This window comes from Vibrio sp. 2134-1, assembly GCF_033339495.1.
This window is the reverse complement of the sequence record NZ_JAWOUS010000009.1, coordinates 147,116-172,023: the sequence shown is the minus strand read 5'-3', so window position 1 is coordinate 172,023 and position 24,908 is coordinate 147,116. Positions and strand designations below refer to the sequence as shown.

The 24,908-nt window shown below is 45.3% G+C and carries 24 protein-coding genes; 10 read left to right on the top strand and 14 right to left on the bottom strand.

Features of this window, described 5'->3' with window-relative positions:
- Positions 1 to 26: 26 nt before the first annotated feature.
- A complete protein-coding gene (gene bolA, locus R7R78_RS12560; protein WP_005380262.1) occupies positions 27 to 335 on the bottom strand; it encodes a transcriptional regulator BolA in 309 nt (102 codons plus the stop codon).
- 243 nt (positions 336 to 578) lie between these two features.
- Here bolA and R7R78_RS12555 point away from each other — a divergent pair, with 243 nt between their 5' ends.
- The 4 genes from R7R78_RS12555 to R7R78_RS12540 all read left to right on the top strand — a co-directional run bounded on the left by R7R78_RS12555 (position 579) and on the right by R7R78_RS12540 (position 4,304).
- Positions 579 to 1,733 (top strand): methyltransferase, encoded by a 1,155-nt coding sequence (locus tag R7R78_RS12555; protein WP_047102624.1) that lies wholly within the window; start codon positions 579 to 581, stop codon positions 1,731 to 1,733.
- 32 nt (positions 1,734 to 1,765) lie between these two features.
- A complete protein-coding gene (locus R7R78_RS12550; RefSeq protein ID WP_225473686.1) occupies positions 1,766 to 2,335 on the top strand; it encodes a YajG family lipoprotein in 570 nt (189 codons plus the stop codon).
- Positions 2,335 to 2,880, top strand: a complete 546-nt coding sequence (locus R7R78_RS12545; protein WP_225473685.1) for a peptidylprolyl isomerase — start codon at positions 2,335 to 2,337, stop codon at positions 2,878 to 2,880. Before R7R78_RS12550 ends, R7R78_RS12545 begins: the two co-directional genes overlap by 1 nt.
- Before the next feature lie 71 nt (positions 2,881 to 2,951).
- Entirely contained in the window at positions 2,952 to 4,304 is a 1,353-nt protein-coding gene (locus R7R78_RS12540) for an AmpG family muropeptide MFS transporter (protein ID WP_005380257.1), read from the top strand.
- 63 nt (positions 4,305 to 4,367) lie between these two features.
- Here R7R78_RS12540 and R7R78_RS12535 read toward each other — a convergent pair whose 3' ends face one another.
- The 4 genes from R7R78_RS12535 to R7R78_RS12520 are packed head-to-tail and all read right to left on the bottom strand — an operon-like array spanning position 4,368 to position 7,604.
- Positions 4,368 to 5,027: a ChrR family anti-sigma-E factor gene (locus tag R7R78_RS12535; RefSeq protein WP_213916421.1), complete on the bottom strand. Its 660-nt coding sequence runs from the start codon at positions 5,025 to 5,027 to the stop codon at positions 4,368 to 4,370.
- Positions 5,024 to 5,608, bottom strand: a complete 585-nt coding sequence (locus R7R78_RS12530) for an RNA polymerase sigma factor (RefSeq protein WP_017636022.1) — start codon at positions 5,606 to 5,608, stop codon at positions 5,024 to 5,026. The genes R7R78_RS12535 and R7R78_RS12530 overlap by 4 nt, the downstream gene beginning before the upstream one ends.
- Positions 5,609 to 5,652: 44 nt before the next feature.
- A complete protein-coding gene (locus tag R7R78_RS12525; RefSeq protein ID WP_225473683.1) occupies positions 5,653 to 7,011 on the bottom strand; it encodes a DUF4397 domain-containing protein in 1,359 nt (452 codons plus the stop codon).
- The gene (locus tag R7R78_RS12520; protein ID WP_225473681.1) at positions 7,008 to 7,604 is read right to left on the bottom strand and encodes an LON peptidase substrate-binding domain-containing protein; all 597 of its coding nucleotides are present in this window, start codon (positions 7,602 to 7,604) and stop codon (positions 7,008 to 7,010) included. The genes R7R78_RS12525 and R7R78_RS12520 overlap by 4 nt, the downstream gene beginning before the upstream one ends.
- A gap of 323 nt (positions 7,605 to 7,927) precedes the next feature.
- Between R7R78_RS12520 and R7R78_RS12515 the strand changes: the two genes are divergently transcribed.
- From R7R78_RS12515 to csdA, 4 genes are all read left to right on the top strand, one after another.
- On the top strand, positions 7,928 to 8,725 hold the full coding sequence (locus R7R78_RS12515) for an outer membrane protein OmpK (protein WP_005385292.1): 798 nt from the start codon (positions 7,928 to 7,930) through the stop codon (positions 8,723 to 8,725).
- Positions 8,726 to 8,833: 108 nt separating this feature from the next.
- Positions 8,834 to 9,724 carry a 2-dehydropantoate 2-reductase gene (gene panE, locus R7R78_RS12510; RefSeq protein ID WP_213968932.1) on the top strand — a complete coding sequence of 297 codons (891 nt, stop codon included), beginning with the start codon at positions 8,834 to 8,836 and terminating at the stop codon, positions 9,722 to 9,724.
- Positions 9,721 to 10,320 (top strand): DJ-1 family glyoxalase III, encoded by a 600-nt coding sequence (locus tag R7R78_RS12505; RefSeq protein ID WP_213968931.1) that lies wholly within the window; start codon positions 9,721 to 9,723, stop codon positions 10,318 to 10,320. The genes panE and R7R78_RS12505 overlap by 4 nt, the downstream gene beginning before the upstream one ends.
- Complete coding sequence (gene csdA, locus R7R78_RS12500) at positions 10,320 to 11,531, top strand: cysteine desulfurase CsdA (RefSeq protein WP_225473679.1); 1,212 nt, start codon at positions 10,320 to 10,322, stop codon at positions 11,529 to 11,531. Before R7R78_RS12505 ends, csdA begins: the two co-directional genes overlap by 1 nt.
- A gap of 33 nt (positions 11,532 to 11,564) precedes the next feature.
- Here the strand turns inward: csdA and R7R78_RS12495 are convergent, their stop codons facing one another.
- From R7R78_RS12495 to R7R78_RS12475, 5 genes are all read right to left on the bottom strand, one after another.
- Positions 11,565 to 12,485: a sensor domain-containing diguanylate cyclase gene (locus R7R78_RS12495; protein WP_104975544.1), complete on the bottom strand. Its 921-nt coding sequence runs from the start codon at positions 12,483 to 12,485 to the stop codon at positions 11,565 to 11,567.
- Positions 12,486 to 12,794: 309 nt separating this feature from the next.
- Positions 12,795 to 13,223 carry a cysteine desulfurase sulfur acceptor subunit CsdE gene (gene csdE / locus R7R78_RS12490; RefSeq protein WP_225473677.1) on the bottom strand — a complete coding sequence of 143 codons (429 nt, stop codon included), beginning with the start codon at positions 13,221 to 13,223 and terminating at the stop codon, positions 12,795 to 12,797.
- A gap of 19 nt (positions 13,224 to 13,242) precedes the next feature.
- Positions 13,243 to 14,052, bottom strand: a complete 810-nt coding sequence (tcdA, locus tag R7R78_RS12485; protein WP_005380241.1) for a tRNA cyclic N6-threonylcarbamoyladenosine(37) synthase TcdA — start codon at positions 14,050 to 14,052, stop codon at positions 13,243 to 13,245.
- A 99-nt stretch (positions 14,053 to 14,151) separates the two neighbouring features.
- On the bottom strand, positions 14,152 to 15,255 hold the full coding sequence (mltA, locus tag R7R78_RS12480; protein WP_225473676.1) for a murein transglycosylase A: 1,104 nt from the start codon (positions 15,253 to 15,255) through the stop codon (positions 14,152 to 14,154).
- Between the two features lie 273 nt (positions 15,256 to 15,528).
- On the bottom strand, positions 15,529 to 15,984 hold the full coding sequence (locus tag R7R78_RS12475) for a DUF2850 domain-containing protein (RefSeq protein WP_005380234.1): 456 nt from the start codon (positions 15,982 to 15,984) through the stop codon (positions 15,529 to 15,531).
- Positions 15,985 to 16,146: 162 nt separating this feature from the next.
- Here R7R78_RS12475 and argA point away from each other — a divergent pair, with 162 nt between their 5' ends.
- The gene (argA, locus tag R7R78_RS12470) at positions 16,147 to 17,484 is read left to right on the top strand and encodes an amino-acid N-acetyltransferase (protein ID WP_225473675.1); all 1,338 of its coding nucleotides are present in this window, start codon (positions 16,147 to 16,149) and stop codon (positions 17,482 to 17,484) included.
- A gap of 417 nt (positions 17,485 to 17,901) precedes the next feature.
- Complete coding sequence (locus tag R7R78_RS12465; protein ID WP_005380230.1) at positions 17,902 to 18,090, top strand: hypothetical protein; 189 nt, start codon at positions 17,902 to 17,904, stop codon at positions 18,088 to 18,090.
- A 48-nt stretch (positions 18,091 to 18,138) separates the two neighbouring features.
- Here R7R78_RS12465 and R7R78_RS12460 read toward each other — a convergent pair whose 3' ends face one another.
- The 4 genes from R7R78_RS12460 to recB all read right to left on the bottom strand — a co-directional run bounded on the left by R7R78_RS12460 (position 18,139) and on the right by recB (position 24,889).
- A complete protein-coding gene (locus R7R78_RS12460) occupies positions 18,139 to 18,510 on the bottom strand; it encodes a hypothetical protein (protein ID WP_031780957.1) in 372 nt (123 codons plus the stop codon).
- Between the two features lie 26 nt (positions 18,511 to 18,536).
- Positions 18,537 to 18,911 (bottom strand): hypothetical protein, encoded by a 375-nt coding sequence (locus tag R7R78_RS12455; protein ID WP_225473672.1) that lies wholly within the window; start codon positions 18,909 to 18,911, stop codon positions 18,537 to 18,539.
- 156 nt (positions 18,912 to 19,067) lie between these two features.
- Complete coding sequence (gene recD, locus R7R78_RS12450; protein WP_225473668.1) at positions 19,068 to 21,215, bottom strand: exodeoxyribonuclease V subunit alpha; 2,148 nt, start codon at positions 21,213 to 21,215, stop codon at positions 19,068 to 19,070.
- A complete protein-coding gene (gene recB, locus R7R78_RS12445; RefSeq protein ID WP_225473694.1) occupies positions 21,215 to 24,889 on the bottom strand; it encodes an exodeoxyribonuclease V subunit beta in 3,675 nt (1,224 codons plus the stop codon). The genes recD and recB overlap by 1 nt, the downstream gene beginning before the upstream one ends.
- Positions 24,890 to 24,908 lie beyond the last annotated feature (19 nt).

The following is a 24,908-nucleotide window of genomic DNA, read 5'->3' as shown; positions in this document are numbered from 1 at the left end:
TCTCTGCACCTTTATATCTTGCGTTTTTAGTGACCACCACCCATACACATCGGGCTATCAGGGGCGCCATCTTGTTCACGCTTCCACTCTTCATCAGTATATGTATGAATAGCTAATGCATGAATGTGGTTATCCAGTTCATCTGCCAAAATTTGATGAACTTGACGATGGCGCCCAATCAAACGCTGTCCCGCGAACGAATCACTCACAACAATCACTTTGAAATGACTCTCTGAGCCTGGTGGCACATTATGCATGTAGCTCTCATTAATGACTTTGAGATAGCTGGGTTGCAGCTCACTGTGTAGTTTCTTCTCTATGATTTCTTGGATCATATTCGTTCCTCATTGATGCGAATTCCATAAGTATATACCTAAGTAAAGCAGACATGCATCACTCAAACGTCACTCTCATTATTGACGCACTTTGTAGACATATTGTCTCAAGGCGCTCGACTCCATGAACATGCCTAGAGAGCAGCCATCACTGAACTCGTAAAATTTGACAGCTTTTTGTATCTCGACACGTCATCATTTGCGACAATAACACTTAATTTCTAAATCAACTTACATTTAGCTATGAAAACCGAACTGAACCTTCACGAGCGAAGCTTAACACTTCATCGTTTCCCAAAACGAAGTAACGAAACGCTACAAGCGTGGGATGCCGGTGATGAGTATCTTATTAATCATGTTGAAGAGCTTGCTTTGCCAGACAATCAAAACATCCTCGTGATTAATGACAGCTTTGGTGCCCTCTCCTGCTGGTTTTCGGAAAAGCACCATGTAACGCTAATGAGTGATTCATTCATCTCACATAAAGGTGCACAGCAAAATCTCGAGCAAAACCAGTGCAATAAAGTAGCGTTTGCCACCACGATGGACCTCGTTCCTGCCAATATTGATCTCGTCTTGCTGCAACTGCCCAAAAGTAACCGCCATCTAGTGTGGATACTAAGCCAATTAAGAAAGGCGCTACCGGCTTCCTGCCCCGTCATTGCAGTCAATAAAGCGAAAGACATTCACACTTCGACGCTAAAACTGTTTGAAAAATACTTAGGCGAAACAAAAACATCTTTGGCCTGGAAAAAGCACAGATTGGTGTTTTCTCAAGCAACAGTTGAGCCTCCGATTGAAGTAATGCCTTTCACGACTTGGCGCGTTGATGGCGAAGATATCGAACTCAAGAACATGCCAAATGTCTATTCAGGAGAAAGTTTAGATTTAGGTGCACGCTTTATGCTGCAGCACCTGCCTCAAGACCCTTCGATAGACAATGTCATCGACCTTGGCTGCGGCAATGGTGTTCTGTCTGTTAAATTTGGTCAGTTGAATCCAAATGCTCAGCTAACATGTGTTGATGAAAGTTTTATGGCGCTTGAATCAGCAAAACAGAACCTACGCGACAACCTTGGTGAAAATAGAGACATACAGTGCATAGCGAACAATTGCTTGGACGGTTTTAAACACAGCAGCAGCTCTATGGTTATGTGTAATCCACCGTTTCATCAACAACAGGCAATCACCGATCATATTGCTTGGCAAATGTTCTGCGATGCTAAACAAGTATTAAGTGAAAATGGCCGTTTACTGGTTATCGGAAATCGTCACCTCGGGTACGACGCAAAACTCAAACGTCTGTTTGGCGATAAAAATGTGAAACTTATCGCTTCCAACAATAAGTTTGTGATTTTACAGGCTACAAAAAATCCTGCTAAATTAAGCGCAAAATAAGCTTTAGCAAAATAGTTAAAAGGAATAATAAAATGAGAAAATTGGTACTTGCGGCTTCGGTTGCGTTGCTTGCTGCGTGTTCAGCCCCTCAACAACCTCAGCTGAACCTGATGCCAGAAAGCACATTGAGCACCAATCCAATTGTTCAAGGCAAGACTTACAGTTTGACCAGCAAAGATGTACGTGCAGCGCAGTACGTGGCGTTGGTGGATAACGGCCGTTCGAACATTTTTCCTCTTCATGCTAAACAGAATTTACGTATTGCGTTAGAAGAAGCATTAGAGAAGCAATTCTCATCTCAAGGTTTCCATGCGGATCTAAACAGCAACAACGCGATTGAATTGAGCGTTCAAGAAGCGTTGGTCAACGTGAAGCATTCGGTGATGGAAAATGAGATGGATGCTAAAGTTGTGCTGGAAATCACAGCAGAGACACCTGAGGGCAAGCTAGTCAAAACTTATACAGGTACAGCAAAGCGATCTGGCACATTGAGTGCTTCTGATGCCGATATTGAAGAGACATTGAATGATGTGGTGACATTGACGCTTAAAGAGATTGCCAATGACCCTGAGCTTCGTCAATACATGCAGGAGCGTTTCTAATGTTACGCAAAGCGATTCTGTCTTTAGCATTACTCAGCTGCAGCGTTTGGGCTGGGCCAAAAGTAGCGTTTGAAACGACCCTTGGTTCATTTACGGTTGAGTTAAACGAAGAGAAAGCACCTATCACTGTCGCTAATTTTCTGAAATATGTAGAAGATGGGAGCTACGAAGGTACTATTTTTCATCGTATTATCCCAGGCTTTATGGCGCAAGGTGGCGGCTTTAACCAAGATATGCAGATGGTGAAAACATACGCGCCAATCAAAAACGAAGGAAATAATGGTCTAAACAATGACCGTGCTACCATCGCCATGGCACGAACTAATGCACCAAACTCTGCAACTCGTCAGTTTTTCGTCAACTTAGTCGACAATGACTTTCTCAACTATGGCGCTCGACCACCAGGTTATGCTGTATTTGGTGAGGTTACTGAGGGGTTCGACGTTATCCAGAAAATGGCTCAGCAGCCGACCACGACAGTAGGCCGAATGCGTGATGTACCAGATACGCAAATCGTCATCACCAAAGCTACACTACTTAAATAGCCAAAACGATAAGCCCTTTGAATAATCGAAGGGCTTTCTCTTTCAACGGCTTCATTTTATTGGATTGATTTATGTCTTCATTACCTTCCATCACTTGGTTGGAAACGGTAAAAAGTTACCTCGATAAACGACTCATGTGGGTTTTCATGCTGGGCTGCTCTAGCGGCTTTCCGTGGGTTCTTATCGGTTCAAACATGTCAGGTTGGCTAAAAGATGCCGGCTTGACCCTCTCCGCAATTGGCTATTTTGGTAGCGTTTTTGCGGTCTATGCGATCAACTTTCTGTGGGCACCTCTGGTTGACCGCGTGAAGCTGCCAGTCCTCTTTAGACTGCTGGGGCAAAGACGTAGCTGGATTTTCTTTTGCCAAAGTATCGTACTCGTCGCTACCCTATTTATTGCCGGCGTTAATCCAGCGGAAAACTTGGTGTTTGCGTCACTACTCGCCTTGTGCATTGCAACGGCTTCAGCGACACAAGACATCGCAATTGATGCTTTTCGTATTGATACTTTCCCAAAGTCAGAAGAGTCTAAACTGCCTCAAGCTTCTGCAATGGCGGTCATTGGCTGGTGGACAGGTTATTCACTACCGGGTTATTTAGCGTTTGTTAATGCTGACAGTGTCGGTTGGAATGGTGTGTACTACGGGATGGCGGTGATAGTCGGCATTCTAATGGTCTTTACGATTTTAGTCGGTGAACCGAAGACTCAACGCGAACAACTTCAGTCTGCCGCTGAACAACGCCACAAAGAAGTGGTTGGTTCAAAAGTCGTAGCTTGGTTTACCGTGACTGTTGTAGAACCTTTCCTTGATTTCTTTAATCGCAATGGCGTCCGTGTCGCGATTACTCTGTTGCTGTTCGTTTTCCTATTTAAAATTGGCGAAGCGTTTTTGGGCAGGATGTCGATCGCGTTCTATAAAGATATTGGTTTTAGCAATGAACAAATTGGCTATTACTCCAAACTGATCGGTTGGGGAGCCACCATCTTCTTTACTTTTGTCGGAAGCATGTTCAACGTTAGGTTTGGTATTGTACGTGGATTAATGATCGGCGGTATTGCGATGTCTGCCAGTAACTTGATGTTTGCTTGGATTGCTTCGGTAGGCCCAAACGAGCACTTGTACTTAGCCACGATTATTGTCGATAACTTTACGACTGCTTTCTCAACTGTCGCTTTTGTTTCATTTTTGACGATTCTAACCGGGCAAGCATTTTCGGCAACTCAGTATGCGTTGCTTGCCTCTCTAGGAAACTTCGGACGGACGACTCTTGCTTCTTTCAGTGGCGAGCTAGTGGATTATCTCAATGATTGGAGCACATTCTTCGTGCTTACCGCTGTCATGGTCGTGCCAAGCTTGATTATGTTGTACTCGCTACGACATTACTTTGATGCTCTATTGGAAAAAGCACGTCACAAGCATTAACGAAACATATAAAAAACCACCGAATTCGGTGGTTTTTGTTTTGCGAGATATAAGATAAGAGGTCTATGGGTATAACCCTTTACCAAACATATTAAATATACGTGCCACGCCTTGAGTAAAGATCATCGGCTCAGTCAATACGGTTAAACACAAGCAGTCTTCTCCGGACTTAGTGTAAGGGCTGTGCTTCACTGATGCGTCTCTAATCATCAAATCGCCTTCTTCATATTGGCCATCCTCGTCACTAAATCCACCATGTAGGATCAATGTAGACTCCAGGCCTTTGTGCGTATGTTGAGGAATTTGCACATCTTCCCCGATGTACATTAAGCTGACACGAGCGTCTTCCCCTAGGTCAATCTGAGCACTGAAAACCTTGCCTCCGTAACTTCTCCATGACCCTACGAGGTCAGAGAAACGCGCTAGAGTTTTAGGAAGAGCGAAACTTTTTCCTGCCACATTAACAGCAGCAGAGTCGCGGATCACGATATTATCAGTCGCTGGCTCCGCATTGATGATGTCATTAAACATGTCGTCAAATTCAGAAACATACTCAGAAGGTATGTCACTTACGATGTTCGCTTGACTTGCTTCGACTTGGTTCACATAAGCTCGGCACTTGGTGCATGTTTCTAAATGAGTTGCGACCACAAGACCAGAAACTGCATCAATGCTTCCCGAAGCGTATGCTTCTAACAAGCTGTTATCTGGGTGTTTGTTCATAGTTGCTCCGTATGCATTGAATGCCTTAGCTTTTCTACTGCAAGCCTCAGCCTGGATTTTACGGTACCGAGGGGTATATCAAATAATTCCGCGACCTGTTGATGAGGTAACTCTTCAAGATATACCGCTTGTAAAACATCTCTCTGGTTTTTCGGTAATATATCTAAAAACTTAACCACCTGTTCTTTCAACATATCTTGTTCTGGTGAATAGTGATCAACAAGATCAGGTGGATAATACTCTGACGGCCAAATGTCATCAGAATGAATGTGTAATTCCTTACCTTTCTGTTTTCTCAGCAGATCAAAACAAAGGTTTCGGATTATGGTATATATCCAAGTCGATAACGCGCTCTTTTCACCATCATAGAGGTGCGCTTTCTGCCAAACTGTCGCCATGGTCTCTTGCACCATCTCCATAGCAACTTGCTCATTACCAACATGTTTGTAAGCGAATTGCTTCAGCTTGGGTGCGTAAAAACGGAATACAAAAGCGAACGCATCTTTGTCTCGATCCTTCACTTTATCCATGTAATCGTTCCAATCACTGCGCCCCAGTTTTTTCGGGCTATCACTCATCATAATCGGCCTTAATTTGTGGGAGGAGTTTCCTCCTCCCATTCGTCCTAATCGGTCACGTCATCGACCAACAAGTTGAAACCACCGTTGTTCCCATCATCAATGGCAACGACTTGGTACACAACACCGTTCATTACATTGACTGGTGCTGAGTCAACCGCAACAATACTTGGGTTACCAGCCACTGTTACCGTTACATAATATGTACCTTCAGCGACATATAATCCTTGTACGCTATTTTTATACGCAAAATTAGCGATGGTTGGATCACTTCCATCTATTCCTGCACTCGTAGTGAGGTAAATATCCACCATTTCCGCTATAGGATTAGCCGCCGCGTGTGTCACATTCAGCGTCGCGCTAGTTGCCACTGCACGTCTCATGTCTTCAACAACCAGAGGTTCGATATCAATCGCTGGGCTAACAACACCGACTGCGTAAACACTGTAATCCTTTCCGCTCGCAACCATTAATCCGTCAACATCGATAATAGGATTGGTTGTTGTGCCATCCACGTAAACGTCAATATCGTAAGCGCCAGCATCGAGCTCCAAATAACCACGAATCTCTTTGAACGCTAAGTCGGCAAGAGGAGCGAAGGCCGCCCCGTTAACGTTAACATCGACGACAGGCGCTCCATCGACAAGGTGTCCGACTCTTACTTCAGCTTGGCTGCCCATATCTTCAATTATAGAAGAGCCCGAACCGTCCAACACCAAGAGTTTGACAGGTGACGTGCTATTCGAATCTCCTGTGCCGATAGCGGCAATCGTCAAGTTGGAATTAGCCGCAAGAGATACTGTGCCCGAGTCAAAAGCAACGCTGTCTCCTACGGCAAGTCGAACTTGATACTCACCAGCTGGGATGTTCAATACGTCGGTAGAAGCTTTGTAAGCAAGGTTAGTTATTGGAGTCGCGCTAGCAAGAGCAGCACCTGGCTCAGTGACATAAAGATCAACAGCAGGAACGCCTGAAGCTGCATGAACAACTTGAACATCTAGACTATTGGCATCAGCCATTGAATCGGAGCTGCGAGTCACAACTAAGGGCTCAACTGGGTTTGGCGAACCATCGGCATCGCCAACAACGAACACGTTATAATTGAGGTCGGAATCAAGGTCTAGTTCTGTTTTAGGTATTACGGTCGCGGTTTCATTACCTGGGAGCTGAACATCGACCTGAATCGAATTCATCCCCTCTCGCAATTTAACGTAGCCAGATCCCACACCATAATCAACATTCGTTAATGATGGTTTATCGTTGATCCACACATTTGCAAGCGGCGCATCAGAAGACGCGTGCACTGCTTGTAAATTGGAATACTCGATAGTGTCACTGTCGGAGCCACACGCCGCCAGTCCTAATGTCGCAACAATAGTTAGCGCAGCTTTATTAAATCCTTTCATATCCTTGCCTCTTTGTTAGTCGGGGCTTCTATGGCTTCTGTCAGAAATTGCAACGCAGGAATACAGTCCTCTGCGCCGACTAGCTGTTCGAACAGATTGCAGTCTAGGGGTAGTAACTCAAGCCAACGCTGAGTAACCCAAGCAGAGTCATCGTAAAAACGATGCTGGTAGAGGCTTCCAAGTTGAGGAAACTCTTCATAAACATGGGATAACTGCTGGCTTAAAAAGAAGAAATCTGGTGAGTTGTCTGGATGTTGCCAATTGTCTAACCATTCAACCTCTGCATGACGTAAGCCATCCGCATCTGCACGGACGCGTTTGACAACAAAGCGTTGCTCACCAGCAACTGTAATACCAAGAAGGCCATCACTGAGTGTTTCAAAATCAACGATCCTGACCAAAGTTCCGATAGATGAAACGTTACCCACGTCTTTAGGGTCACCTTCACTTCCTACTAGGCAAACTCCAAAGCCCACATTTTGTAGGCTGCATTCCTTTACCATTCGCTTATATCGTGGCTCAAAAATGCGCAGATTCATTTTACCTTCAGGGAGTACAACTGAAGTGAGTGGGAATAACATGACTTCTTTCATTCAAACGTCCTCTTTGATTCACGGATACATACGAATCCCTTATCACTCCGATCACTAACGATTTATGTTGGTTAATCGACTGGCTTAAAAAGTCATAAAATCGCTCACGCAAACGATCCAAATCACACATTTATTGCAATAAAATGCAACAAACAAAAAGTTCCGTAAATAAAGATAATTTCGTGATGCAACTCACCAAAAACGTTTCATTTTGCACCCTTTATCACTTTCATTTGGGATTTTTATCGCTATTATTCCCGCCAATTGGAAAGCGCAGCACAGATTGCGTGTTCTGAATCATTACAAACATAGAGAGTCCCCTTATGCGTAAATCACTTTTAGCTCTTAGCCTTCTAGCGGCTACTTCAGCTCCAGTTATGGCGGCAGATTACTCTGACGGCGATATTCACAAAAACGATTACAAGTGGATGCAATTTAACCTAATGGGTGCATTTGACGAACTTCCAGGTGAGTCTTCACACGACTACCTAGAAATGGAATTCGGCGGCCGCTCTGGTATCTTCGACCTTTACGGCTACGTTGATGTATTCAACCTAACTTCTGATCCAGGTAGCGACAAAGCTGGCGCAGAGAAGATCTTTATGAAATTCGCTCCACGTATGTCTCTAGATGCGGTAACTGGTAAAGACCTATCTTTCGGTCCAGTTCAAGAGCTATACGTTGCAACTCTAATCGAGTGGGGTGGTAACTCTGGTGTTAACTCTCAAAAAATCGGTCTAGGTTCTGACGTAATGGTTCCTTGGTTTGGTAAAGTTGGTGTTAACCTATACGGCACTTACGACGGCAACAAAAAGGATTGGAACGGTTTCCAAATCTCGACTAACTGGTTCAAACCATTCTACTTCTTCGAGAACGGTTCATTCATTTCTTACCAAGGCTACATCGATTACCAATTCGGTATGGATGATGATGCTGGTAACAAGTTTGGTTCAACCGCGTCAAACGGTGGTGCAATGTTCAACGGTATCTACTGGCACTCAGACCGCTTCGCAGTGGGTTACGGTCTAAAAGGTTACAAAGACGTGTACGGTATCAAAGATACTGATGGGTTCAAGTCAACTGGCTTTGGCCACTACCTTGCTGTAACTTACAAGTTCTAATTGAACCACTAAGTTTGCTCAAAAATGGCGCCTTTCGGCGCCATTTTTATTTGCTTTCCTTTTTTCCCTCATTATCCTTGCAGCAAACCTTTTTAATGAGAGCGTTTGGTGAATATCCTTATCCTCGGTCCAGGTGCGGTGGGCTCACTCTGGGCAACAAAATTTAAGCTTGCCGGGCACAATGTTTCATTGTGGGGAAGAAGTTCTGAAAGCCAACAATCACTTCAGTTGGATGACACACCCGCAATCGTATTCAGTAATCAAGATATTTCCTCCGTAAATAAAGCAGATCTCATTTTGATCACGGTAAAAGCTTGGCAAATGGAAGACGCCATTCAGCCTTTACTGCCTCATATCAACGCAGACACGATTATCATGCTGATGCACAATGGTATGGGTACCGCCTCTGGCGTGGAGAAGGCTCTGCCAAACAATCCTATCGTGCTCGCCACAACGACGCACGGCGCATACAAACCAGATAACCAACACGTACTGCATACCGGTCACGGAACAACGCAAGTGGGTGGTTATAATGACAAAGGAATGCAGTGCGCTTTTCTGCAAGATGTTATGCATCATGCCCTTCCAGAGGCCATTTGGAATCCACACATCCAATCTGCGTTATGGACTAAGTTAGCAATTAACTGCGCGATTAACCCACTGACTGCGATTCACCAGTGTAAGAATGGTGAGCTTGCGCAGCCCGAGTTTAAGATACAACTTGAAAGCATCACTCAAGAACTGGTTGAAGTAATGAGTAAAGAAGGTATTGCTATCGAGTTTCGCTCTCTTTTCGATACGGTAATGCAAGTGGTGAACGCCACAGCTGAGAACTATTCTTCAATGAGACAAGACGTATTCCATCAGCGTCGAACGGAAATTGATTTTATAACCGGATACTTGTTAAAGACTGCCGAGAAACATCGCATCAATACGCCTGAGAATTTAAAACTTTACCAACGCATCAAACAAATAGAACAAAGCTGGACAGAACAATGAGTAAGAAAATCTTAGTGCCAATCGCTCCAGGCACCGAAGAAATGGAAGCCGTCACCGTTATCGACATGATGGTTCGCGCGGGTTATGACGTTACGGTAGCGAGTGCTGCTTTTGATGGATCATTGACGATGAAAGCTTCTCGCGGAGTCACATTAACGGCAGATTGTAAGCTAGTCGATATCGCTGATGATGAGTTTGATGCCATAGCACTGTCTGGTGGTGTTGGTGGTGCAGAAATTTTCCGTGATAGTACGGTGATGATAGAAATCCTTAAGCAGCACATCTACGAGGGAAAATTGGTTGCTGCTATCTGCGCATCACCGGCGTTGGTATTGCAACACCATGATCTTTTCCCACAATCACTGATGACCTGTCACCCGAGCTTTCAGTCATATATCCCGGAAGAGAAGTGGCGCAGCAAACGCGTGACCTTTGATATCAACCACAACCTGATCACTAGTCAAGGTCCGGGTACAGCTTTAGAGTTCGCGATGGAAGTAATCATTCAACTCTCAGGTAAAAAACACGCATGGTCAGTTGCTGAACCAATGATCCCTCTGCCTACTCTGCACTACCACAAGCTTGGTGAAGAATAATGTTTGACGTAAATGCTGTACGTGAGCAATTTCCTGCTATAAACCAATCCGTCAATGATACGCCCTTAGTGTATCTAGATAGCGCAGCGACAACGCAAAAACCGCAATGTGTGATTGATGTCATCAGTCATTACTACAGTGCGCAAAATGCCAATGTTCACCGTGGCAGCCATAGTTTAACGGCTAATGCCACCAGCCAATTTGAAGCGGCACGAGAACGAGTGGCAAGCTTTATTGGTGCAAACAGCTCTAAAGAGATCATTTGGACACGGGGCGCAACCGAAGCACTGAACTTAATTGCTCAAACCTACGCCCGTAGCACGTTACAACCAGGTGATGAGATCTTGATTAGCGAGATGGAGCACCACGCTAACATCGTGCCCTGGCAAATCGTGGCAGAGCAAACGGGTGCTAAAGTCATTAAAGTTCCGATGACATCAGATTGTCAGTTCGACATCAGTGCATTTGAGGCGCTTCTGTCTGACCGCTGTAAAATTGTTACTTGCGCACAAATAACCAACGTAACAGGCACACGCCAACCTATCGAAAAAATCACTGAACTGGCGCACAACGTTGGCGCGGTTGTTGTAGTTGATGGCGCGCAAGGCATCGTACATGAGCAACTTGATTTATCGACATCAGATATCGATTTCTACGTTTTCTCAGGTCACAAACTTTATGCACCAGCAGGCATTGGGGTTTTATACGGCAAGCTTAAACTTTTGGAAGCCATGCCACCATGGCACGGCGGCGGTAAAATGGTTGAACGTGTTTCTTTCGAGAAAACGACGTTTTCTGCACTTCCTGGTAAATTTGAAGCGGGCACACCAAACGTTGCGGGCGCAATTGCTCTAGCGAAAGCCATTGAGTGGTACCAAGGTTTTGACCATCACGAAGTAGAGGATCATCTCCATGCGCTTCAGGATAAGGCCTACCAAGCACTAAGCGCTTTGGATGACATTCATATTCTAGGCTATCAACCGAATGCCTCTGTACTGACGTTCGTCATGGACGGCGTTCATCACCAAGATATTGCGACGCTGCTCGATCAACAAGGCATTGCGGTACGAGCAGGACACCACTGCGCTCACCCATTGATGGATGCGCTAAATGTGAAAGGCACGGTACGCGTCTCTTTTGGTATTTATAACACGGCTGAAGATGTGGATAGACTCATCGCCGCCGTAGAAAAAGCCGTCGACATGCTATAACGCCAACGGTTTGATTTGGAGTAACCAACAAGGTTACTCCATCTGCCTATCCAGAGTCGCCACGCAATTTCTGCCATTTCTTTTCGCAGCATAAAGCGCTTTATCTGCATGCGCATACAAACGTTTGGTGGTTTCATTTCTGCCTATTTCCACCACGCCTACACTCACCGTGACCGGAATTTCAATCTTTTCAAATTCGAACTGACAATTTTGAATGTGGGAACGTACTTCCTCTCCTACCTCTTTCGCCGCCGACAGAGAAGTTTCTGGCAAAATAATCGCAAACTCCTCCCCTCCGACTCTTGCAAAAATTTCGTCTTTGACGAGTAAGTGAGAAACCAAATCAGCTAAGGTCTCTAAGACATAATCCCCCGCATCATGACCACGTTTATCATTGATGACTTTAAAAAAGTCCAAATCAAACAATAACAACGCGGAGTGATAGTTCGGCTCTTGAGCTTTAATGACCTCTTCTGTGAGCTTTTCGAAAAAGACACGTCGATTGTAGATGTTGGTAAGAGCATCAATTTGGCTTTGATGGCGAAGAAGGGTTTCAACTCGGTGGCGATTGGAGATGTTGCGTGTAAGAATAAGGACAACGCGACGACCTCGGTATTTTATAGCGAGTGGGCAGATCTTGCCTTCGTAGTATAGGTCGCCTCTTGGCCCACTGTTAGCATCTATTCCCTGAATGCTGTCGGCGCACATCTTGTACTCGATCGTCACAATACTGTCTTGTTTCAGTGATCGACTGATCTGCTCGATAAACCAGTCGGCTTTATCTTTTTCAAGTACGCTGTGAAGTGTCTTACCTATCAAATTGCTTCCATCGTGATAGGCTTTTTTATCTGTTCCTCCAAAAACATCAATATAGATACCATCTTCACTCAGAATAAAAGTGGGGTCTGGCATTCCGGATAACACGTCTTGCGCATGTTCCAAGGTGAATTGCATATAGGGAGGTTCCTAGCGTTTGTACCTAAATATCCCAATCGCCTCCAAATGCGTGTCAGCATTGGGGAACAGGAGCGAATGAGGCATATGTCTACTATCTAATATAGACAAATTTTAAATACAATTGAGTTTATAAAAACCAAGTGGGCAATATAATGAACCAGGATCAATAGAAAGGTTAATTAACACTAAAATAGTCGACTATTTGCATACTTTTTATCCATATGCAAAAAATGTCTCAACTCAGATACAAAAAACGCCAAACAGCTAGGTTATTCGGCGTTTTTTAAGAATTGGGAAAATGACTCGTTACACGGCGGTTTGCTTAATCTGCTCTACAATAGCTTTCAAGCCATTACCACGTGACGGGCTTAAATGGGAGACAAGCCCCAGTTGATCAAAATAAGCATCAATATCAAACGCTTGAATTTGATCGGCCGTTTTACCGTCATAAGCTGCCATTACCAAGGCAATCAATCCACGGACGATACGCGCATCGGAGTCCGCACAAAAATGCCAAACGCCATCTTGCTCTTTGCTCACTAACCACACCAAGCTTTCACAACCCGAAACGGTAACTTGTTCTGATTTCAGCTCTTCTGGCATTTTTGGCAGCTTTTTACCCCACTGAATAACCTGACGGTAGCGATCTTCCCAGCCTTGAAATTGCTGCATAGTCGCTACAATGTCTTCGCTGGTGATATCTGTACCAAATGGAGAAACGGGAAAATCTGTCATGATGCGCTCTTCTTCTAGTTTACTTCTTATATTTTGAAATCAACTTCTCAACGATTCGCGATACCGCGACAAAGCCAAACGTTGCAGTTACAACAGTCGCCGCACCAAAACCGCTAGCACAATCCATACGTTTTGGGCCTTCCGCTGTCGACTTCACACCACACACTGAACCGTCTGCTTGAGGGTACTTCAGCTGCTCGGTTGAAAACACGCAATCAATACCAAACTTACGAGCCGGATTCTTAGGGAAGTTATGATGACGACGCAGGGTGTCTTTGATTTTCTTCGCTAGAGGATCTTGGATCGTTTTCGTTAAATCAGCGACCATAATCTGCGTTGGGTCAACCTGACCACCAGCACCACCCGTGGTGATCACTTTGATCTTGTTGCTGCGGCAATACGCCAACAAAGACGCCTTCGCTTTTACGCTGTCAATCGCATCTAGCACGTAATCAAACTCTTTGCTTAAGTACTCATGTTGATTGTCTGGCGTGATGAAATCATCAATCAGATTGACTTTACACTCTGGGTTGATCAATTTGACACGCTCGGCCATCACTTCAATCTTGCTTTGGCCAACGGTGCCCGTCATCGCATGAATTTGGCGGTTAATGTTCGTGACACAAACATCATCCATATCAATCAGAGTCAACTCACCGATCCCAGTACGGGCCAGCGCTTCGACCGCCCATGAACCCACGCCACCAATACCAATAACACAAACGTGTGCAGCGCGAAGAATGTCCACTTCACTGTTGCCATAAAGACGACGAGTGCCGCCAAAGCGTTGATTGTAGCTGTCAGATGCTGGGGTATCGAGTTCACGCATATTGAAGTCCAGATGATCGATAGAAAAACAAAGAGTGCGATTTATACGCACTCTTTGATGAAATGTCTAGATAAGAGGCGGTTCCTCTTTCTTGGGTCGCTATTGTAGCTTTTCTGGCGGCAAAGCCCAAGGCGCTTGAGTTGGTGAGTTTTCCAGCCCAAGTTTCCACACTCGACCAAAATGCTTGTAGTGCCCTGCTTCCGTTCCTGCTCTCGCACCAATGCCATGATACAGATCCAAATGGTTCTGTTTTACCGCACCACCAGTGTCTAAAACGATCAGCATTCGCAGTTGATGAGCACCGCTCCACGTACCATCCGCATTCAGCAATGGTACTTCCGCCAAGATTGGTGTGCCCATTGGTAAGATAGAACGGTCACCCGCGACCGCGGCCATTGGCAACAAAGGAATACCAGCCGACCCCGTTACTGGCGCTTCCGATTTTGGCGCAAAGAAAACGTAAGAAGGGTTTTGCTCCAACAACTCGCGTACTGTTGCGTCGTCGTTGTCCATTACCCACTCTTTAATCGCTTTGAGAGACATTTTTTCACGCGGCACTTCACCACGTTCAATCAAAATGCGGCCAATACTAACGTAAGCTTTATTATTTTTCCCTGCGTACGCGAAGTACTCCAACGTATCATCATCTTCAAAATGCACATAGCCACTGCCCTGCACTTCCATCATAAACGGGTCAATACGGTTAGGCGCATAACCTAGCACTAAACCTTGGCCATCTAATGCCCCGTTGTAGATCTCCGCGCGAGTCGGACAATCTGATGAGCAGTTTGGCTTGCCATAAACTGGGTACTTAAAAATGTCGTTTGGTGTATGACGCAGTTCCATCACGGGAGAAAAGTATCCGGTAAACAGCACATTACCTTTTTTATCACCACCACCCAATTGCGCGGCTTGAATGCCAAACGCACTCAACGCGCTGGTGTCTCCGCTTTGTTGCGCCCACTCACTTAATCGTTGATATAGCGGTTGGTAAATCTTCGCCATGGATGGTGACTTTATCACCACTTGCTCTGCTTGCTTGTTAAATTCAGTAAAATCGCGTGGTTTGTTAGACTCAACTACGTCCACTTTATTGAGGATCTGAGGAAACTCACCATCAAGATATTGCTGAGCACGATCATTTTGTTGAGCACAGCCAAAGAGTAGGCTCAAAGAGATAATAGGAAGGAGTTTTTTTAACACGTGTCTTTTCCGTAAAAGAGAATAGCAAAAGGATGGCAAACAAATGCTTACGGTGCAATTGAAAAGCAACGACAAAATGTTTCAACGCTAAGCCAATCCGTTTACTCGTTGTAAATTCATTCAGTTAATGCAACATGATAACAGCGGAAGAATTACGGAATTGTCCGGATTATGTTTGGAAGTAAAATTTACTGATTGAGAGATGAAATTGTGATCATCCATATGGCTCACAGACGCAAGAGAGCTCTGCTTAAAAGACAATAATAAAAACGACTATCTTACCGCTATCCTTGCACGTCCCTCTAAACGGAATACAGGTAGATAATGTGCATTGGCATCCAGCTTCATTTCTGCATGCTGCTTACCCACAAAATTGAAGTGCCGCTCATTTGAACCCACTCGATACGAAAACGAATCCCCATCGAATTCAAAACTGGTCGCCACTGTAGAACCATTTACGGTAACACCGCGTTCACTCAACACAAATTCTTCACGAGCATAAGGCGCAACATCTTGCTCAACCCAGCGACCATAAATTGTCGATTTGGGAATGGGCGGATTAATGGTTCGAGTAATCAAATCACTATACAGCATGCACACGACAACGGTTCCAACTATCGCTATAAGCATGAGAGAACGCTCTAGCCACTTACGAAGCATTGATTTAGATGACGTTTTTGACAGATTTGAAGCAGTGATCGCAGCATTCTTATTAACAGCAGAAGACATGAGGTTCACGTATTGAGGAAAGACGCACCCATTGTAACCTTCCCTTTTAACGGGACCAAGAACCTACCTCAATATGTTTGTGCTTTATTCCAAAATTTCACCTTGCCACCAAGTGAATAAAAAGGCATTATTTTAACATAATTAAACAAGGGAATGGCTGTAGTGAAAATTCGTAGTACTGCTCTCGTAAAAGGATTCCGTCAATCAACACCTTATGTCCATGCTCACCGCGGAAAAACCATGGTGATCATGCTGGGCGGAGAAGCCGTCGCACACAAAAATTTTGGCAATATTATTAATGATATCGCACTCATGCACAGCCTCGGAATCAAAGTCGTGGTGGTGTATGGTGCACGTCCTCAAATTAATCAGCTGCTAGAAAAACAAGACCTCACTACGCCTTACCACAAAAATATCCGCATTACGGATGAATCGGCTTTATCTGTTGTTATGCAAGCTGCCGGACAACTTCAACTTGCGATTACTGCGCGCCTATCAATGAGCCTCAACAACACCCCGATGGCAGGCACCCAGCTCAATGTCGTTAGCGGAAACTACATCATTGCTCAGCCACTCGGCGTTGATGATGGTGTGGACTATTGCCATAGTGGACGCATTCGCCGCATTGACACCGACGCGATTAATCGCACGCTCGACCAAGGCTCTATTGTGCTACTTGGCCCCATTGCTAGCTCTGTGACTGGCGAGTGTTTTAACTTACTTTCTGAGGAAGTCGCGACACAACTGGCGATAAAGCTGGGTGCGGATAAGCTGATTGGTTTTTGCTCCGAACAAGGTGTCATTGATGACAACGGCAATGCTGTCGCCGAATTACTGCCAATTGAGGCGGAGCATGTCATCAAAACGCTCTCTGAAAATACGTCTCCTGATCTAGATTACAACACAGGAACACTGCGCTTTCTTAAAGGCTCTATTGCCGCTTGCCGTGCCGGAGTACCTCGTAGCCACTTGATCAGTTATAAAGTAGATGGCGCCTTAATTCAGGAGTTGTTCTCTTTCGACGGCATCGGAACCCAAGTTGTTATGGCGAGTGCTGAACAAGTGAGGCAAGCTAATATTGACGATATTGGCGGTATCTTAGACCTCATTCGCCCGTTAGAAGAACAAGGTGTACTGGTTAGGCGCTCTCGAGAGCAGCTAGAGCAAGAGATTGGAAAATTTACCATCATCGAAAAAGACGGCTTGATTATTGGCTGTGCTGCCCTTTACCCATACCCAGAAGAGCGTAAAGCTGAGATGGCTTGCGTAGCGATTCACCCTGACTATCGTGATGGAAACCGAGGTTTGTTACTGCTCAACTACATGAAACATCGTTCTAAATCCGAAACCATTGATCAGATTTTTGTCCTCACGACACACAGTTTGCATTGGTTTAGAGAGCAAGGTTTTTACGAAGTCAGTGTCGACTATTTGCCTGGAGCCAAACAAGGGTTATATAACTTCCAGCGTAAGTCCAAAATCTTAGCGTTAGATTTATAGCTTAACCTTAAATCAGGGAGCGAAACTTAACGTTCCACTATACCAACTAACCTCAAAGGGCAGGATTCAGTTCATTCACGCTCAACCCTGCACATCGAGCTTGTTTAGGAACGAGTTTGTTTAGGAGTAAGGCCACACATAACCCCTACTCCGGACTAGCGGGTCATCATGTAAACCCAACTTAGATATGCGCAAACCATTGCTTGATTTTTGTTCCAATTTTATCTTTTAAATATACATTTGGTTGGCTATACTCTGCTCGCTAGTGATTGGTTTTTAACCAATACGAATGGATCTAGGTGATGTAATGTAGCCTTCACCCTAAAATACTGGGCAATTGAAAAACTAGTTAGCTCCGTATTGCACACCAAGGACAGTTGTTAATCTGACTTTAAATAAGCCGAGACGAGCACTGTTATGAGAACAATCATTTGTAATTCGCTTCAAAGCTTCTGGGATATGGCTGACAATCAGTTTTTAGAAGGCCTAGACGTCCACTGTGTTTTCCCCGTAAATGACGCTATCCGAGATTTTATTCTTGCTTATCAACAGCAATACAAAATACGCAGCGTGTCTTTTACCAATGCGTTTGCAAAACATGCATAAAAGAAGACCGAGCCATAAGCTCGGTCTTCTTTTACGTACGTAATCAATTCAAAACAAAATCATAGCTAACAAAGATGCAAAAATAGTGACTACGATAAAGATTAAAATAGTCCAGTACACTAGCCCAATACTTATGAACCACTTTGGGCAAACTCTACGAATATCTGTTAGCTTTCTTTTTTTGGCCAACTTAGGAAATGCAACTGCGGCAACAAGAGCTAATCCATGTATTAAGGCCCCAAAGTGAAATCCAGAAACTAAAGCAAGCTCAATATCTGTATAGTGCTCACTAGTATACGCATAGTGCTTTACTTTTTGCGGCGTGATAACAATAAGCAAAATACCTACTATCAGGTACCAAAAAACTAACAAAGCACCTGCAACAAAAAATGTAATAAAAGAAACTTCTAATAACTGCAAACTTCACCGACCTTCTATTCCAGCTCTCAAGTAATAGACATCCAAACCACCATTGAGCTTAAAGTGATCATAGCTAGAAGCAATAAAACGCTTATATAAATACGGCAAATTCCGATGAATAGACCGGAGCAAACTTGATGAATATCAGCAAAGCCCCTTCTCCTCGCTAAAGTTGGTAAAGCGACCGCCGCAACTAAGCCTACACCATGTACTAAAGCACCAAAGTGAAAACCCGAGACTAAAGCTAACTCTACTTCTGAATAATGTTTCGGATTAAAAGCAAACCGCTTCACCTTTAGTGGTATAAAAAATATAAAAATTGCTCCGATAATAACGAACCATAAAAACGTGCCTCCTCCGGCGATAAAGAAGGTTAGAAAAGACGAGTCGAGCAATCCCATATTCAGCTGCCTTTGATATGTGAATGAGAAAGGAGAAATATATCGCTAAGAAAGAGCCTTACTCAATAACAATCCATTTTGCATGAAAACGAAATGGCAAATATAAGACCCGCCACAAAGAATCATCTTCGAAAATGTCACAATCACAAGTAAAATTTAATTCGTAAGCCGCTTTACTAACCCACTCGCACGAGTCGTTTTCACCTTAATGCCTCGCTTCAGGACATTGAGTTCGGCATAAAGAGCTAAACGCTTTTTCGCGCGGGTAATGCCTGTGTAAATCAACTCACGGGTTAATATCGGGCTAAAGTCTGGTGGCAAAATCATCAGGGTGTAATCAAATTCACTGCCTTGCGATTTATGGATGGTCATGGCGTAAGCCGTTTCATGTTCAGGTACTCGGCTCGGTAAGACCGATTTCACACTGCCGTCAGGTAACTCAAAAAAGACTTTCAAACGCGGTTCTTCTTCAGTGTCATCTCGCATGCAAATACCAATATCACCGTTATACAAACCTAAACCGTGATCATTACGCGTAACCATGACGGGTCTGCCGTGATACCAAATTTCATCCTGAACTTGAATGAACTTGCGCGCTGCGAGCGCTTTCTCGATACGTTGGTTTAGCCCAGCCACACCGAAGTCACCTTCACGGATCGCGCACAGCAACCGGCATTGGTTGAAGGTATCTAACACCGCTTTGGCTTTGTGCGTTAGCGACTCTGGCTCTCCGGTTTTAGGATCAGTTTCCTGTTGTCCAATGCGTTTGAGGTAACGACCGTATTCCTGCACCAACGTCTGCATCATTTGGTTATAATGTTGACTACTTAGTGCGAAATGTTCGATATCGGAAAAGTCACGCGCCCAGACGTTATCTACGCTCGCAGCAGAACCTGAGTTAACCGCTTTTGCCAACTGACCAATGCCTGAGCGAGCATCAAATCGGTAGCTCTTTTGCAGCATACATAAACTATCGGCAATGCTAGATGCACTGTTACCCGTATGAGCTAAAGTACCGAACCCCGTCAGTTTTGCGATGGCTGACGCCTGCTCTTTGCCATAACCCAATGCATGGAACGAACAGATATCACCCAACACAGCCCCTGCTTCAACTGAGGCAAGTTGGTCTTTATCACCTAACAAAATCAGCCGCGCATGTTTCGGTAAGGCATCGACTACTTTGTACATCATTGGCAAATCGACCATCGACGCTTCGTCGATAACTAAAATATCCAAATGCAGTGGATTTTGCTTGCTGTGACGAAATTCTGCACTATTAGGAATCGCGCCCAGCAACCGATGTAAAGTGCTCGATTCAGTCGGAATTTTGGCTTTTAGCTCCGGAGAAACTGGCAGTTCTTGCACCGCTTTACCAATGGACTCGGTTAATCGCGCCGCCGCTTTCCCCGTCGGGGCCACCAGCTTGATGGTTAGATTTTTCTCTTGCGTCGCCTGTTCAATCAAAGCAGCAAGCAATTTGGTTACTGTCGTCGTTTTACCCGTACCAGGGCCACCAGAAATCACAGCAAATCGACGAGTTAACGCAACCGCCGCCGCGACTTTTTGCCAGTTCACACAAGCTGAGAGTGGCACGAGTTCATCCAGTGTTTGCAAATCTTGAACCTTGCGCGCATTGCTAAGCACGGAATCAATCGCGTGCCAATCCAACGATTCGCTTGCGACCACATCAAGGTGATCACATACCAATTGCTGGCGCAACACTTGGTTGCTGCTTCCCGCTTCTACTGCTTTGCCTAACGCGTTAAACAGAAAATGGTATTGGCGTGCAAACAAATGGTTGAGCAACTCCGATAATCGCACAAACTCTTGTGGTTGCAAGTTAACTGCGGCGCCCAACTGATTGAGCTTTTCCGCCAGTGTCACTTCATAATGCCAATAGCGGTGCAGATACAGACGCTCGCCATCGAACATCAGCGGCAAGGCTTCTCCTTGCGCGCCGACCAAGTTGGAATTTTGTAATACTTGAATCCAGTCTATGCCTTGCAACTGTGTATTGAGCGCCAATGCCGACTCACCAAACAGCCCTAGCTTACTGGCTAAATCCGTAGATTGCCCTTGTGCATCGAACAGAGACAGACAGATATGTCCTTTGCCGAGCTCACTACTGACAACACCCGCGATAAACGCCAGTGCTTGGCTATCCGACTGTTCATCATGCGTTTGAGAGTCAATAAAACAGGCGAATTGGTAGTCGAGCTGACGAATAGCACCTTTGTGCGCCAAGCGTTCCAGCACTACCAATAGACTATCTTGGTCAGAATGAAGATTGTGATTTGTCGTCATTAAAGTAGCTCCATCTGCCCGGCTTGAGTTGAGCGCGTTTCAAGTGCTTGACCATCAATCAAACGATCCATCTCTTGTAAGAAGTCTAAGGTTGGTTTCGCGGCAAAAATGCCGTGGTCACTCTGCCCATCCATGCCGCGCAAGAACAAGTAATACACGCCACCGAAGTGATGATCATATTGATAATTCGCCAATCGGCTGCTTAGGAAACGATGCAGTGCTAACGCATAAATCTGATACTGCAAATCGTAGCGGTGATCCGCCATCGCCGATTTCAGAGCCTCACCATGGTAGCTCGTCACATCGTCGCCCAGATGATTCGATTTCCAGTCAAGCACGTAGTATTTACCTTGATGTTCAAACACCAAGTCGATAAAACCTTTGAGCATACCTTGCACGGTTTGGAAACCTAAATCCCCCGCTTTCGCCGACAACGGATCGTGACGTTGAATGACTCGGTTTAACGCCGGTGCAGACAAAACTTCAATCGGCAGCAAAAATTCCATCTCCACCAAACGTTGCGACGGTGCTTTTTGATTCAGCAGCAAAGACTTACCATCCAACGGCGTTGCGAGTACGGTATCAATCAATTGCTGTAAAATGGGCAACCACTCTTCATCGAGCTGTTCGCTTTCCATCAAGCCAAGGATGATTTGTGTATTCTCTTCCGTCGCGGCTGGCTGAGTAAATTCAATTTCCTCAAACAGGCTGTGCAGGAACGTCCCCGGACGCGCACCGCGAGGGAAGGTAAAAATAGAACGCTCTGGCTCCACCAAATCCGCTTCGTCTTGTTCTTCAGATGAGTCGATATCAAAACCTGTAATCTCAATCGTGGCATCATGCTCGGCGTGATGAGAGCCTTGCTTGACCAAGCCAGAATAACTGGTGATGCGCCAGTTTCTGTCGATAGGGTTTTGCAGTTCTTTCGCGCTAAGATCGTATATTTCTTCTTGTGGCGCTACGTACTTCTCTTCGAGTTGCTGCGGCGGATCGGCCACAACGACACAATCAAGCTCGTCTTGTTGCTTTGTTAAACCTTGGTGCAAATCGTTAATGCCACCTTCTTGACCATTTTGAATCAAATAGCCAATCGCACTGCGGTGTACACCAGTTGGCTCTTTGGTCGAACGGCCATTGCGCAACGGTGAGGCACCGATAAAACACGCATAAACAGCACGCGTTAGTGCCACGTATATCAAGCGTAAGTCTTCCGCCAAACGCTCTTTGTCCGCTTGCTTCATGGACGCATCGTTGCCAGTGATATCCAGTACCGTGCAGTCATTGGCTGCATCGTAATATTTGGCTTCACTGGCTTCTCGATAGCTGAACACAAACGGCAGAAATACGAGGTCATACTCCAAGCCTTTTGATTTGTGAATAGTTACGATCTGCACTAAGTTACGTTCCGATTCTAAACGTTGGATTTGGTCATCACTGCCACCCAAACCGTTTTCCGCATCACTGATAGACTGAGCGAGCCAACGCAGCAGACCGTGGTCGCTATCCAATTCATTACTGGCTTGTTGAAGCAGTTCACCGATGTGCATTAAATCGGTAAGTACTCGCTCACCATTTTCACCCTGTGAGCTTGCACCCTCTTCTAGTAATCGCTCAGCAATATGGCGTTTGCTGATCACCGCGCGCAACATCGGCAGCACACCACGTTGAACCCAAAGTTTGCGATATTCTTTGAATTCGTTAACAGCGTTTTCCCACACGACTTCATCGTTATTAAGCGCATCCAAACTTGCTGCATCGAGGGCAAACAGCTCAGAGGCAAGACTTGCACGCAGCGCACGATCATTTTCTGGAGTCAGCACCGCTTGCAGCAAACGCTGTAAATCCTGCGCCACTGAACTGGTAAACACACTGTCTCGGTTAGACAGGTACACGCTGGCAATGCCTTGGTCTGCCAGGGCTTGTTTGACCATTCGACCTTCACTACCTGTTCGAACCAACACCGCGATATCGCCCGCTTGAACCGCTTTCTGTTTTTCGCCATTCACCAGACACGCTTGCCCCTGTTGAGCCTGCGTCAAAATGGTTTGGATTTGGCTTGCGGTCGCCTCTGCCATTCGAGTCAAATACTCGCCTTTTGGTAGCGGTTTATCGTCCGCTTCTTGCAACCAATAAGTCAGCGCCGGTTGCTTTTGGCCACCCATAGTCCAAATGCGTTTTTCGGCATTGGGACTGTACTTAACGGGTAAGAACGGAATATCCGAATCATAGATAAATGGACTATCGGGCAAGGCAAACACTTGGTTCACCGCCTGCACCATATCTGCGCTAGAACGCCAGTTGGTTCCTAACGTGTAGTGGGCACTTACTTGGTTACGCGCTTTGATATAGGTGAAAATGTCTGCGCCACGAAAGCCATAAATCGCCTGCTTGGGGTCACCGATCATAAACAAACCACATTCCGGGTTGTTCAGATAAATACGGCTGAAAATACTGTATTGAAGCGGGTCGGTATCTTGAAACTCGTCAATCATTGCGACAGGATACAAAGTACGAATACGCGCCGCTAAAAGCTCGCTTTCGTCCGTATCGATAGAAGCAGAAAGTTGCGTCAGCAAATCATCGAAAGAGAGCCACTGTTTTTGATTTTTCGCGTTGGCCAGCATCACTCGAGAATGCTCAATCGCATGCGCAAGCAGTGGCGCTTTTAAGCTGATTGGATTGGCAAGAAATGTTTCAATGGCTTCAAATACCGCATGCTGCGGCGCACTGCCTTTCGGTGTTTTTTCCAACAAGACGTTTTGCGCGAATTTCTCCAGCTTGTCTGGATAATCGTAACCTGTAGTTTCCGTTGCCGCCCAAGTGTTTACCACCTCCAACCACGTCGGCAGAGACTTTTTGGTATAGCTACGTTTGTTAATATCTGAATCTGAAATTAGCGTTAAGAAGTCATCTTGGCTTTCTCGCCACTGTGCTTTTAATTCATCAATTTTTTTCAGATTTTCAGTATGAAGATCAGCCAAACTGCCTTTCATTGCCGGAACAGAAAGGCTTAACGGCGCACCAGTTAAGTAATTGCTGATGTCAGACAATAACGCAGATGGAGAGCCCCATAGCTGGCGAATTTCTCCAGCCAAGGTAAATGGCAACGGGTAGAAATTGCGGCGCCAGTAATCGGCTACAACTTGCGCTTTTAGGTGACTTTCATCGGTCACAAACTCGTTATTAAATCGGCTGCCAGATTCAAACGCATTTTGCGTTAGCATACGTTGGCAAAAACCGTGAATGGTGTAGACCGCCGCCTCGTCCATCTGACGCTCTGCCTGCAATAAAATTTCTGCGGCTTGCTTGTGATCGTCAAACTCATTAAGCAAAGGTTGGATCACCGGATCGGAACTCTGTCCACGCGCAAACGCGATTCGCGCGTCATGGATCCTTGCCCTGATACGATCGCGTAATTCCGCAGTTGCCGCTTCGGTAAAGGTTACGACCAGAATTTGGTCGACTGTAAGCGGTACGCGATGTCGAGTTTCCTCGCAGCCGTGACCAAGCAAAAGGCGCAGATATAAACCTGCAATAGTGAAGGTTTTACCTGTACCTGCTGATGCCTCGATTAACCTCGCGCCATGCAGAGGAAACGTCATCGGTTCTAGTGGCGTTGGTTGAGGTTGCTCTGTGCGGTCTAACGTATGTAGAGGACACTCTGCACCTGACATTTGATCCATAACGCTGAAT